The following is a 16426-nucleotide window of genomic DNA, read 5'->3' as shown; positions in this document are numbered from 1 at the left end:
GAGTGCCTGGTGTGGAAATGAACGTTCGAAATTTACAACTCGGCAATCCTTCTTAATGAAGGTTTGTGCCCTTTACCTTTTTTTAGTGTGCAAGAATCGAAATGGCACTATACACTAATAACAAAGCCATGATTACATTAAACTGACTTCTATACTTTGATAAAAACGTTTGAAAAACAGAACCGAACATACTCCAGCAGAACGTACTCATAAAACCAACAAAAGCCAGAAATAATGAAAAGAATAGTAAGCTGAAATTTGAAGAGTGATAAGGTAGGATGAAGGTCGATATTGCCGTGATGCCATATAAGATTCCTTTTGGATTTATGAATTGTAAAAGCATCCCTGCTATAAAACTGTTGTTCCTGTCATCATTATCGTCCTTCGCTTTATTTGAACTGGAAATGATTTTTATGGCCAGATACAGCATGTAAATTGCCCCAAGGATCGTCATGATAAATTCAATCTTTGGTATGGAATTTTCAAGCAAAACATTAAAATAACTGCACAATAGCATGATTACAAAAAAACCGGCACCTACTCCGAAACAAAATTTAATCGTCTTTTTTAACCCGTACTTGTTCGCAAATAACATGGCCATGATGTTATTTGGACCCGGAGTGAAACTGGTAACAAAAACAAACAGCAAAAAAGATAGTAATGGCATGGTTGATTCCCCTTTGTATGCTATAATGACCAAAATTGACATTATAACGATTTCCTTTTTATTGTACAATGCCGACGTTATATTGTAAATAAGGAGCATTTTTATGGAAGAAATAAATTTTATTATTGCTAACAATTTAAAAGCCATCAGGGAAAGCAAGAAATTAAGTCTTGAAAAGGTTGCCGAATTAACTGGAGTAAGCAAAACGATGATCGGACAAATAGAAAGGGGAGGATCGAGCCCTACGATTACGACAATTTGGAAAATAGCCAATGGATTAAAGATTTCATTTTCTTCATTGATAAATAGTCCGCAGCCGGATACAAAAATTGTTTTAAAAAGTGAAATTCAATCATTATCTGAAGATAACGGCAAATATCGAGTTTATCCCCACTTTCCCTTCGAGGATGAGAAGCGCTTTGAAGTATATTCAGTCGAGATAGAAAAAGGTGGATTCCTAAGTTCCGATTCGCATAGGGAAGGAACGGAAGAGTACATAACTGTTTTTGAAGGGGAAGTGACTGTGCGTGTAAATAACGAAGAATTTACAATAAGGAATGGTGATTCTATCAGGTTCAAGGCTGACAGACCGCATGCCTACCATAATTCAGGGGATACATTAACTCGATTAAGCATGATCTTATATTATCCAACTTAAAAAAGGGAGTAATGTAGTTCTGTTAATATATCTTAGCAAAGTGATATCCCCTATGGATTGACTGTTGGTATGGTCTGCCTGTTGGGGATACTGCTTCAAAAAGTCAAAGGTCCAACGATTTGACTTGTCATCAAATTACTAGTAAACTGATGGTGCATCAAAGATGGGAGGCAGGCTTTACATGGATAGACGGGGATTTTCGGATGAGAACAAATTGAGTTTGCTGATTTGGCTGCGAATGGTTCGTTTTTATCAAAGAAGCAATCAGCTTTCGAATGAACACTTACAGCATTTCGGCGTCACCGCTGCCCAATTCGATATGTTGGCACAAGTACTTATCCATCAGCCTGTTTCACAAATCGAATTAGCGGAGCACCTAACGATAAGCCGTGGAGGCGTATCACATATGCTGACAAGGCTGGAAAAAGAGAACTTGATCGTCCGTAATCAACAATGGAAGGTTAAATATATTTCATTAACGGAAAAAGGGAAAAAGTTAATGGAAACGGTCATGCCTATTCAATCCGATTTCCAAGCTTCATTATTCGATATATTGGATGATGAAGAAAAGAAGCGCATGCATGAGATGATGATAAAGATTCATAGACATAGTTTACAGATTGAAGTGCCTAATACCAGCAAGGAGGAATCCTAAGACTGGATCAGGCAGCCATAATGATAGCATTTTTATCAGTTTACTAGTAACTTAAGGGAGGAATGGAGTAATGAAAAGTGAAAATCATTTTAAACGAGATATTGTCGAAGTGAAAGATGTGAAGCTTCAAAGGTATAGTCCGATTCATACGGCCGGACCAGTCATAGAACCAGGAAACTGGGAAAAGAGTGATCCGTTCCTTTTAATGATGGAGGATAAATTTCAAAAGGGATCATTCGATATCCACCCGCACAGGGGAATCGAAACCGTTACATTCGTCATTGACGGAACGATCGAGCACTATGACAGTCATACCGGGGATGGAGGGATACTTGGACCTGGTGATGTCCAATGGATGACAGCGGGAAGCGGCGTCGTGCATAATGAGGTGCCTTCCGAAGGTGTGACTGCCCATTCCCTTCAACTTTGGGTCAACCTTCCCCGGAGTGAAAAGATGACGACACCAAGATATCAAAACTTAATGGCAAAAGATATGCCGGTCAGAAAAGAAGAAGGAGCACTGATCCGTGTCTTTTCCGGATCATCCAAGGGTGTTATCTCGACAACGAAAAACCATGTTCCCGTGACGATGGTGGAGATGGTCCTGGAGCCTGGAGCATCGGTCACGCAGAATTTACCAGGAAGCTACAACGGAATCATCTATCTAATAGAAGGAAGCGGAATCTTCGGTAACAACGAAGTGAGAGCCTCAAAGGGACAGGTATTATGGCTGGGTGCTTGTAAAGAATCAGGGGAAAGTGAAGTTGATATAACGGCAACTGAACCTTTAAGACTTGTTCTATATGCAGGAGAACCTTTAATGGAGCCTGTTGTTGCCCGCGGACCGTTTGTCATGAATACTGAAGAGGAAATCGATCAGGCATACCTTGAGTATCGGCAAGGCACTTTCTTGAAGCATTAAGATGGAAAAAGGGCATCGTAATTGATGCTCTTTTTTTTGAATCTTCCCATATTGGTGGGCGGGGATAGTGATTATAAGGGAGAGCATTTCTGAAATTAACTGGACTTTTTTTAAGAAAAAACTGGATGCTAACTAGTCTTAGGCGTCATTATCTGCAGTTTGGGAGAGATTTAAATCTCTCCCTTTTTTGCTTTTCAGCAATTAGGTATAAAGACTAAGTTTAGAATTAGATAGAACTGATTCTATTTTACCATTAAATAATTTTCTTGATATATCATCAATTAGCCACTAGGTATTTTGGAGTGATTATAATGATAATATTCTGTTAATATTCGATGTTGTATTGTAAATTTGTTTTAAAATTGGATTATTTTGTTGTAATATAGGAGATACACGGATCTTTAGAGGAAAAAAGTAGGGTGGATTTGTGTATGGGTAAGTCAATTTGCCGGAATTAAATTTTTGGAAAAGCGCGTCAATTCTATGGATAAGTTTGCTGGATGTTATGTCAGTATAGAACTTATGGGGGGATTAACTATAATGGGGAAAAAGAAAATCGTAAAAATTGCATCAGCTAGCATAATGGCTGCGACAACGATCGTAGCGGTAGCACCTGCACCTTCGGATGCTGCCACTAGCCTGAATAGTAAAATCAAAACGGCCAAGGCAGCAATCAAAAAACCATTCGACACCTATTTCTACACTTCTAAACTCGCTTCAGTATCCACTGTTGAAAAACAAATCAAGTCTGCAAAACAAGCAAAAAAAGACATCAACTCTACCATTAAAAAATCAATGCTAAGCAAAAAAGAAAAAGATGCCAAATACAAAGAAATCGAAGCTTATGATAAGTACATCACTCGTTCAGAAGGTTATGTAAAAGGATATAAAGCGGCGGAGAAAGCAAAAGCTTCACATGGTAAATCAATTAGCGCCCTTACGAATTCAATACTTGCCAAGAAATCAATAGATATCAGGAATAAATACGAAGCACTGGATAAGGCCGTGAAAAAGGCAGATAAAGATATTAAAGATACGGTTTACGGTGCGAAAATCGAAAAGCTCCTATACGATAAATTCACTGTATCGACCAAAACAGCTTTGAACGGTGACCTGAAAGTTCCGTACTACTATGAAAAAGCTGCATACTGGGTGAAGAAGGGTGATTTAAAGACCGCGGACAAGCGGATGCAAACCGTTTCGTCACAGTTGAAAAAAGTCAGCAAAACATCCAAGCTCGGAAAAGCCATACACGCCTATGTGAAAGAAGTGAAAGGTAAGTATGATGATGCGGTATATGCAGAAAAGAAAAAGGAAGTGGCCAAACGGGTCAATGCCTATGTAGCACTTGCCAATGGGGAACTTAAAACGAAAGAACAGATAAACGCGGCTAAAAAGGCGAAAGCAGCCATTAATTTAAATGGAATCAAGGAGTCGGACCGAAAGGAATTCCTGACGAAAATAGCATTGGCGGATAATAAAGTCGCTGCCGCTGAAGAAGCCTTGAAAAATCCAGCGAAGGCGATCACGCTTTCCTTGATGCATACGAATGACACGCATGCCCACTTGGACAATGTGGCCAAAAGGGTGACGGCTGTTAAGGAAGTGCGTAAGAGTAAGCCGCAAGCTCTTTTGGTGGATGCTGGTGACGTATTCTCGGGAACCCTCTATTTTAATGAATTCAAAGGGCAAGCGGATCTTCGCTTCATGAATTTAATGAAATATGATGTCATGACATTCGGGAATCATGAGTTTGATTTGGGATCAAGCGCCGAAGGGCATCAAGCTTTGGCTGACTTCATTAAAGGGGCACAGTTCCCATTTGTCAGTTCGAATGTGGACTTCTCCAAAGATGATAAATTCAAGGGACTATTCTCGGATTTAATTTCAAGTAAGCCGGAGCAAGGGAAGATATACAATGGAATCGTAAAACAAGTGGATGGCCAAAAGGTAGGGTTCTTCGGGCTTACAACTGAAGAGACGAAAGACATTTCAAGTCCAGGAAGTATAGAATTTGAAAACTATCTTGAAGAAGCCGAAAAAGCGGTCAAGGCGTTCAAAGGCATGGGTGTCAATAAGATAGTTGCCGTATCCCATATTGGTTATGATGACAATGCGGCTTATGACAATGATTTAACATTGGCTGCCAAGGTCAAGGGCATCGACGTGATTGTGGGCGGACATAGCCATACGCAGTTAGACGCCCCCGTTGTTGTTGACAAAGATGATAAAGGGAAAACGAAAGAGCCGACTGTCATCGTTCAAGGGTATCAATATAGCGACTATTTAGGAACGATCGATGTGAACTTCGATAAGGAAGGCAAGATTGTCGGACAAGCCGGTAAGCTGATTAAGCTTTCTGAAAAACAGGATGATGCTGAAGCGGCAAAAGTGCTCGAAACATACTCCTCGAAGATTAAGGAGCTGAAGGATACGCAGACTGGTGCATCTGCTGTGAAGGCGTTGGAAACACCGCGTGATGCAGGAGATGAAACAAAGCCGAGTGTTCGCAAAAATGAAACGGAACTGGGTAATTTAATTACGGATGGAATGCTTTCTAAAGCGAAGGAATTCAATAAGGATACGGTCATAGCATTCCAAAATGGCGGGGGCATCCGCGCTGGCATCGATCAAGGTGAGATCACCTTAGGGGAAATCCTAACCGTTTTACCGTTTGGGAATACGTTAGCGACGATGAAGCTTACGGGTGCAGAAATCAATGAAGCATTAGAGCATAGTGTAAGCCTCGCTCCTAAGGAAAATGGCGGCTTCCTGCATGTTTCCGGAATGAAATTCAGCTACGACAGTTCGAAGGAAGCAGGCAATCGTGTCACAAAGGCTGAAGTACTTGGACAAGATGGAACATATTCCGTATTGGATGCAGCGAAGGAATATGTCGTGGCGACCAATGCTTTTACAGCCAAGGGCGGAGATGGATTCACCGTTTTCAAGAAGGCTTATGAAGAAGGAAGAGTGACGGATATCGGACTCGCTGATTGGGAGAATTTACGGGATTATGTAAGCGGGCTGAAAACTGTCGATCCAAGCATCGAAGGACGCATCAAGGATGTTGCCGGAAGCAATACAGACCCGACTGTGGTATTGGCCAAAGACTTTGGCGGAACGGCTGATGCGCCAAAAACACATGAAGGTAATGTAGTTGTTGATATTACTGATGTTGCTTCATTGGAAAATGCAGTGGTTAAAGGGAATCTTACATTAACAGGAACTCCTCCGGATGACTTTACTTTTTCGCAAGTTACAGTCGAGGGTAATTTGGATTTATCGGGACTTAACGGTAAGACCGTGAGCATGAGCGGTGTCACGGTGAATGGCGAAACCATTCTTTAAGCGGTATTCAAATGACTGCTGAGCCTACGAAAAAAAGTTGAAGGGGTTGAGATCTTGAAGAAGAACGGGATAAGCAAGCTTTTCTTTGCCATACTGATCGTGCTGTCAACGGTTTTGCCATATGCAGCCGCTGCAAAAGCGGAAGGGACAATATCGGTAACGGAAGCGATTAATAATAACAGCGGTACGGCGACGGTGAAGGGATACATTGTCGGTACAGCTAAAAGCGGTACAAGCTATCAACAAACATCGCCTTTTACTGAAGGTACGAATATAGGTATTGCGGATAGACAGGATGAAACGGATGTTAAGAAAATCATGCCTGTTCAGCTTCCAGCCGGAAATATCCGAACTGCTTTGAATTTGGTCGAACATCCGGAATTACTCAATGCGCAGGTGACGATTACGGGGAAGCTTGAAAAGTACTTTTCAGTATCCGGCCTGAAATCCGCGACGGATTACAAAATTTTCACTGATGGAGGAACGACTCCAGAACAGCCTGATGTAAAGGTACTGGACTCCATTGCCGAAGCACGCACGAATACTGAAGATGTCGTGCAGGTCGATGGGGTGGTCACCACGGGTCTTGGTTATTGGGGAGGAAAGGGTTTTTATATCCAGGATGAAACGGCTGGGCTATATGTTTATGGTTCTTCGTGGCCTGCGGATGTAAAGCTAGGGGATAAGGTTACTTTAATCGGACAAGTATCCGCTTATAATAATGAATTACAAATTCAACCAACCTCCCTTAAAGTGGTTTCCTCCGGGAATGAACTTCCTGATATCCAAAAAATTGATGCTTCTGGCGTAAATGAGGAAACACAAGGTGAGCTGGTTACCATTGAGAAAGCAACCATTACAGAATTGGCAGCATCGGGAACATACGGAACATTCGAATTCAAGGCGGAAGATACTGAAGGGAAATCTGTTGTCGTTCGCCATGATAACCGGACCGGTTCAAGTTATGAAGATTTCGTGAAGAGCTTTAAAGCAGGGGATGTCATTTCCGTAACCGGAATCGGATCGAGGTTCAATGACACGTATCAGTTGAAGCCGCGTGGTATTGAAGATTATGAACTGGTGAACAAACCAGCCGTTTACACGGATATTTTCCCTGGTACGGTTAGTGAAAATACAAAAGTATCACTTGAATCTGGTTGGGAAGCAGCGAAAATCCATTATACGCTGGATGGATCCGCACCGACGTCTTCAAGTGCTGTGTACACAGAACCCATCATTTTAACGAAAGATACGGTCATCAAGGCAATCGCTGTCAATGACAAGACATCGGAAGTTTTCACATTTGCCTATACCGTTACCAAAACCAATGAAGTGAAGATTCGTGACATTCAAGGGATGAATCATTTTTCATCATATGAAACTCAACTCGTCTCAGGTGTGGAAGGTGTCGTCACGTATGTAAAAGATGCGAATAACTTTTACATGCAAGATCCCAACCCGGATAAGGACCTGAAGACATCCGAGGGAATACTTGTGTACAACAAAGCACATGGCCTGAAAGCGGGAGATCATGTCAAAGTGGCAGGTAAAGTTGCCGAATGGTATATCGAAGGATACGCTGAAATGAAAACGACGGATCTGCCAACAACTGAATTGACCAATACGATGATTGAAAAGCTTGGCACTGCAGCTATGCCAGAACCGATCATCATTGGAAAAGATGTCATTCCACCGTCTGAGAACATCGATGATGATAGATTGACAGACTTTAACCCAAGTGAAGACGGCATTGATTTCTACGAGAGTTTGGAAGGCATGCTCGTAGAAGTATATAACCCGAAAATGGTAGCTCCTCAAGACTATGGTGAATTGGTCGTGATTCCGGGGAATATGGAAACGACGACTGCAGTTGGAGGCGTCAAAATAACGGAAACGGATTTCAATCCTGAAAGAATTACCTTGGATATAAATGATGAGTCATTTACAGCTAAAACCGGTGATTACTTTGAAGGCTCGGTTAAGGGTGTCATCAGCTATGGATATAGCAACTATAGGGTACTGACGGATAAAGCTCAGCTGCCGGCATTAAAGGATGGCGGTACGGCTCGGGAAGTGACATCCTTAGAGAAGGATGCTGATAAGCTATCGATCGCTTCCTATAATATCGAGAATTTCTCGACTCAAACCGCTAATTCGAAAGTTGAAACGATCGCAACATCCATCATTACCAATCTAAAACAACCCGATATCATCGGCGTAACGGAAATGCAAGATAATGATGGGGCAACAGATAGCGGGACAACGGATTCTGCTCAAAGTGCCAAGAAGTTAACTGACAAAATAAAAGAGCTGGGCGGACCTCAATATCAATACATCGATATCGCTCCAGAAGATAAACTTGATGGCGGGGCACCCGGCGGAAATATCCGGGTAGGCTTTTTATATAATGTCGACCGTGTCAAACTAACTGAAGGAACGAAAGGAACGGCAATACAGTCCGTGGCCTTCAAAGATGGAAAACTTACCTTGAACCCTGGACGAATCGAACCTGCCGATCCCGCCTTCACTTCAAGCAGGAAGCCTTTGGCTGCTCAATTCGAATTTAAAGGTGAAAGCGTAGTGGTGGTAGCCAATCATTTTAATTCCAAGGGTGGTGACCAGCCGTTATTCGGCAAAAACCAGCCTCCTGTCCTTTCAAGTGAAACGCAAAGGCTTCAAATTGCCTCCATCGTCAATCGGTTTGTCAGTGATATCAAGTCACAGGATGCCAAAGCGAATATTGTCCTGCTTGGAGACTTTAATGATTTTGAATTTTCGGCTCCGCTTAAAACATTAAAGGGCAAAGACCTAACCAATATGATCGAAAAAGTTCCATTTGAAAAACGTTATTCTTACACATATCAAGGCAATTCACAAGTACTGGACCATATCCTTGTTTCGAATAATATGGCCGCGGCAACGAAAGTTGATATTGTCCATATTAACTCATCCTTCATGGAAGTTCATGGAAGGGCTAGCGATCATGACCCTGTATTGATTTCAACCTCTTTATCTGAATCTGGTGGAGTCGAAACTCCTGCACCAGAAAAAACGTATAATTTAACAAACGTTAAAACAAAAAGACTTACGATCGCTTCACCTAGTGTTTTGATCGATCTTGACGAAACATCGAACATTGAAGAAGGTATCTGGTTAAAAGGTTCATATGCTGTACTCAAAGGCCTTGGGCTGAAGAATGCTGCTGTGACGATAAAACCGGATAAGGAAGGCGCAATCATTGATTTTGGAGGCATGGCGGTGAAGGAAGTCATCATTGATAACGCTAATGTAAAAGAAATCAGGGGCGCTGAAAATGTTCAGAAATGGTCGGTAACAGATGGCGTAGACACATCGAATATCAAGTTTGTCGATTCGAAGGGGGAAGCGATTGCTTCCCCTTTTGACCCTAAAGAAAATCATGCGCCCGTCGTGACGAAAAACCTGGAAAATCTTGAAGTGAAAGCAGGCTCCAAGGTCACCATCGATTTGAGTGAGCACTTCTCAGATCCAGATGGAGATGAACTTACCTATTCATCGACTATCGGTACGGTCACCGGTCAAACATTAATCCTTCCTGCAAATGAAGCTGGAACATACCTTGTCGCAGTCAAGGCCGAGGACCAGCAATCGGAAGTTGTTGCACGTTTCACGTTGACCATATCGAATGATAAGCCGCTTGAAGTTTATTACGAAACGGCTGCAGGAAAAACGGGAACGGAATTGAAATCGGTTTTGCACTCGATTATTAAGGGTCACACGATGTTATCTTATGATCAAGTGTGGAATGCCCTTAAGGAAACGGATGAAGACCCTGTGAACAAACAGAATGTCATCTTGCTTTACTCTGGAAAATCCATCTCTGAGAACGCGAATGGGGGCAATGCCGGACAATGGAACCGTGAACATGTTTGGGCAAAGTCCCACGGTGATTTTGGGACAAGCAAAGGTCCCGGAACAGACCTTCATCACCTCCGTCCCGCTGATGTGACAGTGAATGGGAAAAGGGGCCACCTTGATTTCGACGAGGGCGGTCAAACATATAGTGGATGTGAATGTAAGTTTGATTCAGATTCATGGGAGCCGCCAGATCATGTTAAAGGCGATATAGCAAGGATGTTATTTTACATGGCCGTCCGATATGAAGGAGACGGCGAGTTGGATCTTGAATTATCCGATACAGTCAATACGTATCCGAAGCCGCTTCATGGAAAGCTATCGACACTATTGAAATGGAATGAACTCGATCCAGTAGACGATTTCGAGAGCCATCGCAATGATGTAATTCAGGACTGGCAAAATAACCGCAATCCATTCATCGATCATCCTGAATGGGCATCCGAAATTTGGGGTGCCGCTAAATCCATCGATGAGAAAAAGGCAAGTTAAAATCGGAGATAGAAGGGAAAGCAGCCTGATGGCTGCTTTTTTAGTTTGCTGACACAAGGGGGACGAAAGTGCAACCATGATGTTAAGCGGAGACTTGGTTTAACTGGCTAGCGGAGACCCTGTTAAATGAGTGCGTCGCTTGGCATTTAATGCGTGGACCGCAAAATAATGAAAAAAATTGTTAAAGGTCGAATAAAGTGGGTTTAGGTCGAATCGAGAGGGTGAAAGGTCGAATAAAGTAGGTGAACGGTCGAATCGAGAGGGTGGAAGGTCGAATAAAGTGGGTGAACGGTTGAATCGAGAGGGTGGAAGGTCGAATAAAGTGCGTGAACGGTCGAGGAAATGACCTTCTTATTCAATAAAGGGGCCCTTTAATGGATGAATTGAGTCGCTACTATTAGCTGGTTTACTTAAAAGGAAAAAGTCGTGACTATGCAAGTGCTCACGATTTTTTGTATACAAACTGAAAGTGGCCACAAGGCTGCTTTTTTCATGCTTTTATATAAAGTTAATCATTGATAGTTAATTATCTTAAAATACTGAAAAATCAAACGTTTATTTTGCATTAAATAATAAATATTTTGGTAGGTATGTTATGTAATATATGTTAATATGGGATATGCAATGAAAGGGTTTTCATTGCAGGAATGACAAAAATATTTTAATATAGTAATTATGCCGCTTTTTAATCTTCATTCATCCTTAAAAGTCGGTTAAAAAATATATTGCCAGAAATGGGGCATTTCACGATGAAATACAGATCTGCATTCGATATAATCGGTCCCGTCATGATTGGACCTTCAAGCTCACATACAGCAGGAGCTGCCAGAATTGGCAGAGTAGCAAGGACATTATTCGGAAAGCAACCGAAGAAAGCGATTATTTCTTTATATGGTTCTTTTGCAAAAACATATAGGGGACACGGTACGGATGTTGCTGTCGTAGGCGGGATCTTGGATTTCGATACGGATGATGAGCGAATTCCTGCCTCTTTAACGATAGCGGAAGAAGCCGGTATGGACGTTTCCTTTACAATCGAGGATACGGTGATGGATCATCCTAATACAGTCAAGATCAGACTGTTCGACGAAGATAAAGAATTGGAACTAGTTGGGATCTCAATTGGCGGCGGAACGATAGAAATAACGGAATTGAATACGTTCAAGCTTAAATTGTCGGGTGAAAACCCAGCCATTTTAGTCGTGCATAACGATGTATTTGGAATCATATCTTCCGTTTCGACAGTATTGGCGAATCATGAAATTAACATTGGCCATATGGAAGTTTCACGGAAAGAAAAAGGTCAAATGGCTCTCATGGTGATTGAAGTCGATCAGAAAATCAAGGGCGATGTGATGAAGGAAATTGAACGATTGGAAAACGTGTCGCAAGTCATAAGGATGGTTGAATGATAAGTGCTGGCATAGATATGGAGGTAAAAACATGTTCCGAAATGTAGCAGAGTTAGTAGAACTTGCTGAAAGTAAACAGGTAAAAATCGCGGAAATCATGATTTTACAAGAAATGGAGTTCTCAGGCCTGTCGAGAGAACAGATCATCGAAAAGATGGACAGGAATTTGACAGTGATGGAACAAGCGGTGGAAAGAGGTCTGAAAGGTGTGCAATCCGTGACAGGCCTAACGGGCGGAGACGCTGTTCTTTTGCAAAATTATATCAAGTCGGGCAAGGCACTGGCAGGTAATTTATTATTGGATGCCGTCAGTAAAGCTGTTGCGACGAACGAAGTGAACGCAGCAATGGGAATGATTTGTGCCACTCCGACTGCAGGTTCTGCGGGCGTTGTGCCCGGTACATTATTTGCCGTGAAAGAAAAATTAAACCCGACCCGGGCAGAGATGATTGAGTTTCTTTTCACTTCCGCTGCCTTCGGATTCGTGGTTGCAAACAACGCTTCCATTTCTGGAGCGGCTGGTGGCTGCCAAGCAGAAGTGGGTTCGGCAAGTGGAATGGCCGCAGCTGCGATAGTAGAACTGGCCGGCGGTACACCAAGCCAAGCTGCAGAAGCGATGGCGATCACATTGAAAAATATGCTTGGATTGGTTTGTGATCCAGTGGCAGGATTGGTTGAAGTTCCTTGCGTGAAACGTAACGCAATGGGTGCATCCAACGCGATAACGGCAGCTGATATGGCACTTGCAGGCATTACGAGCCGCATTCCATGTGACGAAGTTATCGATGCCATGTATAAAATAGGCTTGACCATGCCAGTTGCACTTCGTGAAACGGCAGAGGGCGGCCTGGCTGCGACTCCTACTGGGCGTAGATTGGCAAAGGAAATTTTCGGTTCATATAAATAAACATTTAGTCCCATTAACAACAGGTTTGTTAATGGGATTTTTAATTTGTCTTAAAAAAACAACTCCAATCCCTTAATCTGCTCAATAATAAGATTATCTTTTTGTGAATGAAAAAAGGAAATTAGAGGAAGATGGAGGAATTTGGCGTTTATGGACACGGAGATGGAAAGAATCGTTAAAAAATCTGAATTATCAGTGAATATGGAGCCGTAGCAACTTTGTTAGTTATCAATTTCAATGATAAGATGAGTACGAAATTCACTATGGGAAGGATTGATTCTTCATTAATTTTCTCGAATTAACGTACACGTCGGCAATGGAAAAAGCGATGTTTCAGGCTCATGGAATCGGCTATGCACTATATGCTCAAAAACTGGAGCAGCGCATGATGGTTGAACAAGAACGGGAACAGGATTATCTAAAAAGCAGGCGTATATCAGACGAGATGAGAGCCAATCTTTTTTTGGGTAGTTAATTTCGAAGATATCGAATAACATAAAACGAAAAAACATGAACAAGCGAAAGAGCAATCTTAAAGATTGCTCTTTTTGTCCTGCCCTAAAGGGGTATTTTCTATTAAAAAGGAGGTGACACCAATTTTAAATAGAATGTATGTTGATGAAGAGGAGGATTGATCTTAGTGGAGAGAAGAGCATTACTGGTATCAGCATTACCGGGATATGAAGAAGAAATTGGGCGGTGGCTATGGTGTTTAGAAGATGTTCGCCGTACGTTGATAACGAAATTGACTGGAATCAGCCAAAATATACTTGATACGAAAATCGATGAAAGGCAAACGATTGGCTCGATGTTGTATCACATAGCACTGATAGAGGCAGATTGGTTATACGAGGAGGTCCTTGTTTCGGAATGGGATTCGGAAATACGCGCGTTGTTTCCATTAGGATGTCGTGCCGAAGATGGCTCCCTAAACCACATTGAAGGACAAACATTAGAAGAACATTTCTACCGCCTCAATAATGTACGTGAAGTATTTCTTTCAAACTTTCGCACAATGGACCTAACGGATTGGCGTAAACCGAGGGTACTTGAACAATATGACGTCACGCCTGAATGGGTCGTTTACCATTTGGTTGAACATGAATCACATCATCGAGGACAGATTTTTCAGTTGCTGAAGAAATTACGGAATGAATAAGAAATTAAAGAATGTGTTTTTTTAATGGCCTGCTATCCATATCAGTTTGTCGACAAATCTGCCGAATAACTGCTTGGCAGACGATCGCTGAAACGTTTGTCAAAGAAAAAAACTGTAGGCAAACTCGCTTTTCTTCGAATTTGTCTACAGTCAATATTCCTGGTCTAATTTATATCATTAATCTATTTGGTGATTGAATTTCGACTTTAAGACGCTGCTGGCATACCCAATGAATCCTCCAACAATGGCAGGAATGACCCATCCTAGTCCTGCCTCATACATAGGAAGTATTGCAGTGAAGAAATCATTGATGAATGAAATGTGTACACCTGCTCCATTTAATCCATCAAATAAACTGACGATGAATGTTAAAAGTAAGCTGCCTTGATAAACTTCAGGTCTTCCTTTAAATAAAGAATGAAGAAATGTTAGGAAAATCAAAACAATGGCCAATGGATAAATGGCTGTCATAACAGGTACGGAAATGGCAATTAACTCGGTAAGTCCAATATTGGCAATAATTGCACTGAATATGGATAAACTTATGGCAATCGTTTTGTAAGGCAGATTTGGAAATAGCTTATGGAAGTATGTCGAGCAAGATGTAATGAGTCCTACGCTTGTCGTTATGCAAGCCACTGTGATCATTAATCCTAATAATAGCCCACCATATGCTCCAAAGTAATAATCCGAGACTTTCGCCAAGACAATGCCTCCATTATCCAAGCGTCCAAGTTCCCCAACGCTTGAAGCACCCATATAAGAAAGAGCTGTATAAATGGTGGCAAGAATAACAGCCGCAATGGCAGTCGCTTTCCCACAAACGATCATTATTTGTTTTTTTGTTTTAGCCCCTTTTTCTTTGATGGCATTAATGATGATGATTCCAAAAACAAAAGATGCAAGGGTATCCATGGTTAAATAACCTTCTCTGAACCCATTGAAAAATGGTTGAACCATATAGTGCTCTGCAGGTGCTTGAAAATCTCCAATTGGATTAACGAAAGCGACTACCACCAGGATTCCAATGAATGTCAACTTGATCGGTGTTAAAACTTTCCCCACAATTTCGACAATTTTCGCAGGATTGAGAGAAAGAAGGCACGAAACTGTAAAAAAGATGATGGTGAAAATAAGTAAAGGCAATGGACCTGAATCTTCAGGTAAAAAAGGTTTTACACCGATCTCAAAAGAAACGTTTCCTGTTCTAGGCATTGCGAATAATGGACCAATGGCTAAGTAAAGAACGGTTGTGAATACAATACCAAAGACTGGATGGACACGGCTCGCTAATGATTGTAAGTCATCTTTTCCAGAAAAACCGAGTGCCAGCACACCAAGTAACGGTAATCCTACTCCTGTGACCAAAAATCCTGCATTAGCTGACCAGATATTCATACCTGCTGATTGACCAAGCATTGGCGGGAAAATTAAATTCCCTGCCCCAAAGAAAAGGGCAAATAACATGAACCCAATCACTACTATAAATGAAGATGGTACCTTATTAGACAAAATAAACCCTCCGAAAAACCAAAATTTGCTATTTCAGAAAATTATTAAATTTTCTAAAAATTATATAAACAGTAATACTAAGACCGTACAGTATTATAACTAAATTAAATTGATATTTCAATATATTTTTTGTTTTTTATTAATTACCTTGATGTTAAGTGATCCGCCCTTATCTTATTTTGAACATCTAAAGGCTGCTCATACTCATGAAATTTGAAATGTTAAAGAAATGAGGGTGCGGAAAAAATGCTTAGCGTCGCGAACCTGCTTGAGCTCACGTAAAGATTGACGGTTTAGACGGCGGACTTTATTTTAATTTAGAGTGGAAAAATTAAGGGGTGTTTTAAATGGGAGTATTTTTTGAAAAAATACTGGGGTTGTTTTTTGAAAAACGGAAACAAAGCAAAAAAGATGTTTTATTACTAATTTTCATATTCGCGCTTCCTATAGCTAATATGGTTGGGTATATCACGGATATGGACTTATTTTGGTTAACTGACATTGTATTAATTGCAATCATTGTTCTTTCGGCATTCATATATTTTGAAGGAAAACGAAACAGGGAAAATGAACATTAAAATTTGTTTTTTTGGTGAGGGACGATAGGTTAAATGTTGTAGTAAAGTAAAATAGTGGTGTTAAAATAACACACATGTCCACTCATTGTGTTAAATAAGGAACAATTTTAGTTGTTAAAAGTGAGGTTATAATATCGTTCTGGTATTAATAACAAAGATTGCTAAAAATTTTAGTGGCCTTCGCTGTATAGTTTGCGCAGAAAATATTCCTGGCTAATA

Annotated in this window: 12 protein-coding genes; 10 read left to right on the top strand and 2 right to left on the bottom strand. The window is 41.2% G+C overall.

The features are described from left to right. Positions 1-82 precede the first annotated feature (82 nt). The gene (locus LQ188_RS18685) at positions 83-667 is read right to left on the bottom strand and encodes a LysE family transporter (protein WP_230177769.1); all 585 of its coding nucleotides are present in this window, start codon (positions 665-667) and stop codon (positions 83-85) included. A 103-nt stretch (positions 668-770) separates the two neighbouring features. On the opposite strand from LQ188_RS18685, the gene LQ188_RS18680 reads away from it, so the two are divergent. The 9 genes from LQ188_RS18680 (at position 771) to LQ188_RS18640 (ending at position 14117) form a co-directional block, all read left to right on the top strand. Continuing rightward, complete coding sequence (locus tag LQ188_RS18680; protein ID WP_048678909.1) at positions 771-1325, top strand: XRE family transcriptional regulator; 555 nt, start codon at positions 771-773, stop codon at positions 1323-1325. A 181-nt stretch (positions 1326-1506) separates the two neighbouring features. Next, positions 1507-1980 (top strand): MarR family transcriptional regulator, encoded by a 474-nt coding sequence (locus LQ188_RS18675; RefSeq protein ID WP_230177767.1) that lies wholly within the window; start codon positions 1507-1509, stop codon positions 1978-1980. A gap of 70 nt (positions 1981-2050) precedes the next feature. Then, positions 2051-2902, top strand: a complete 852-nt coding sequence (locus LQ188_RS18670; protein ID WP_230177765.1) for a pirin family protein — start codon at positions 2051-2053, stop codon at positions 2900-2902. Positions 2903-3442: 540 nt separating this feature from the next. Then, complete coding sequence (locus tag LQ188_RS18665) at positions 3443-6253, top strand: 5'-nucleotidase C-terminal domain-containing protein (protein WP_230177763.1); 2811 nt, start codon at positions 3443-3445, stop codon at positions 6251-6253. A 54-nt stretch (positions 6254-6307) separates the two neighbouring features. Beyond that, a complete protein-coding gene (locus LQ188_RS18660; protein WP_230177761.1) occupies positions 6308-10639 on the top strand; it encodes an endonuclease in 4332 nt (1443 codons plus the stop codon). Positions 10640-11388: 749 nt separating this feature from the next. Next, positions 11389-12051, top strand: coding sequence for an L-serine ammonia-lyase, iron-sulfur-dependent subunit beta (gene sdaAB, locus LQ188_RS18655; protein WP_101224774.1), 663 nt, complete (start codon positions 11389-11391; stop codon positions 12049-12051). Positions 12052-12082: 31 nt separating this feature from the next. Next, positions 12083-12958 carry an L-serine ammonia-lyase, iron-sulfur-dependent, subunit alpha gene (gene sdaAA / locus LQ188_RS18650; protein WP_230177759.1) on the top strand — a complete coding sequence of 292 codons (876 nt, stop codon included), beginning with the start codon at positions 12083-12085 and terminating at the stop codon, positions 12956-12958. A 316-nt stretch (positions 12959-13274) separates the two neighbouring features. Next, positions 13275-13433, top strand: a complete 159-nt coding sequence (locus LQ188_RS18645; protein WP_230177757.1) for a hypothetical protein — start codon at positions 13275-13277, stop codon at positions 13431-13433. A gap of 165 nt (positions 13434-13598) precedes the next feature. Next, a complete protein-coding gene (locus LQ188_RS18640; RefSeq protein WP_230177755.1) occupies positions 13599-14117 on the top strand; it encodes a DinB family protein in 519 nt (172 codons plus the stop codon). A gap of 177 nt (positions 14118-14294) precedes the next feature. On the opposite strand, the gene brnQ is transcribed toward LQ188_RS18640, so the two are convergent. Continuing rightward, on the bottom strand, positions 14295-15629 hold the full coding sequence (gene brnQ, locus LQ188_RS18635) for a branched-chain amino acid transport system II carrier protein (RefSeq protein ID WP_101224771.1): 1335 nt from the start codon (positions 15627-15629) through the stop codon (positions 14295-14297). Positions 15630-15976: 347 nt separating this feature from the next. Here brnQ and LQ188_RS18630 point away from each other — a divergent pair, with 347 nt between their 5' ends. Continuing rightward, a complete protein-coding gene (locus tag LQ188_RS18630) occupies positions 15977-16207 on the top strand; it encodes a hypothetical protein (RefSeq protein ID WP_101224770.1) in 231 nt (76 codons plus the stop codon). Positions 16208-16426 lie beyond the last annotated feature (219 nt).

Source organism: Peribacillus sp. Bi134, assembly GCF_918698065.1.
Taxonomy (GTDB): Bacteria; Bacillota; Bacilli; order Bacillales; family DSM-1321; genus Peribacillus.
The sequence above is the reverse complement of the archived record's forward strand: the minus strand, read 5'-3'. Positions and strand labels throughout refer to the sequence as shown.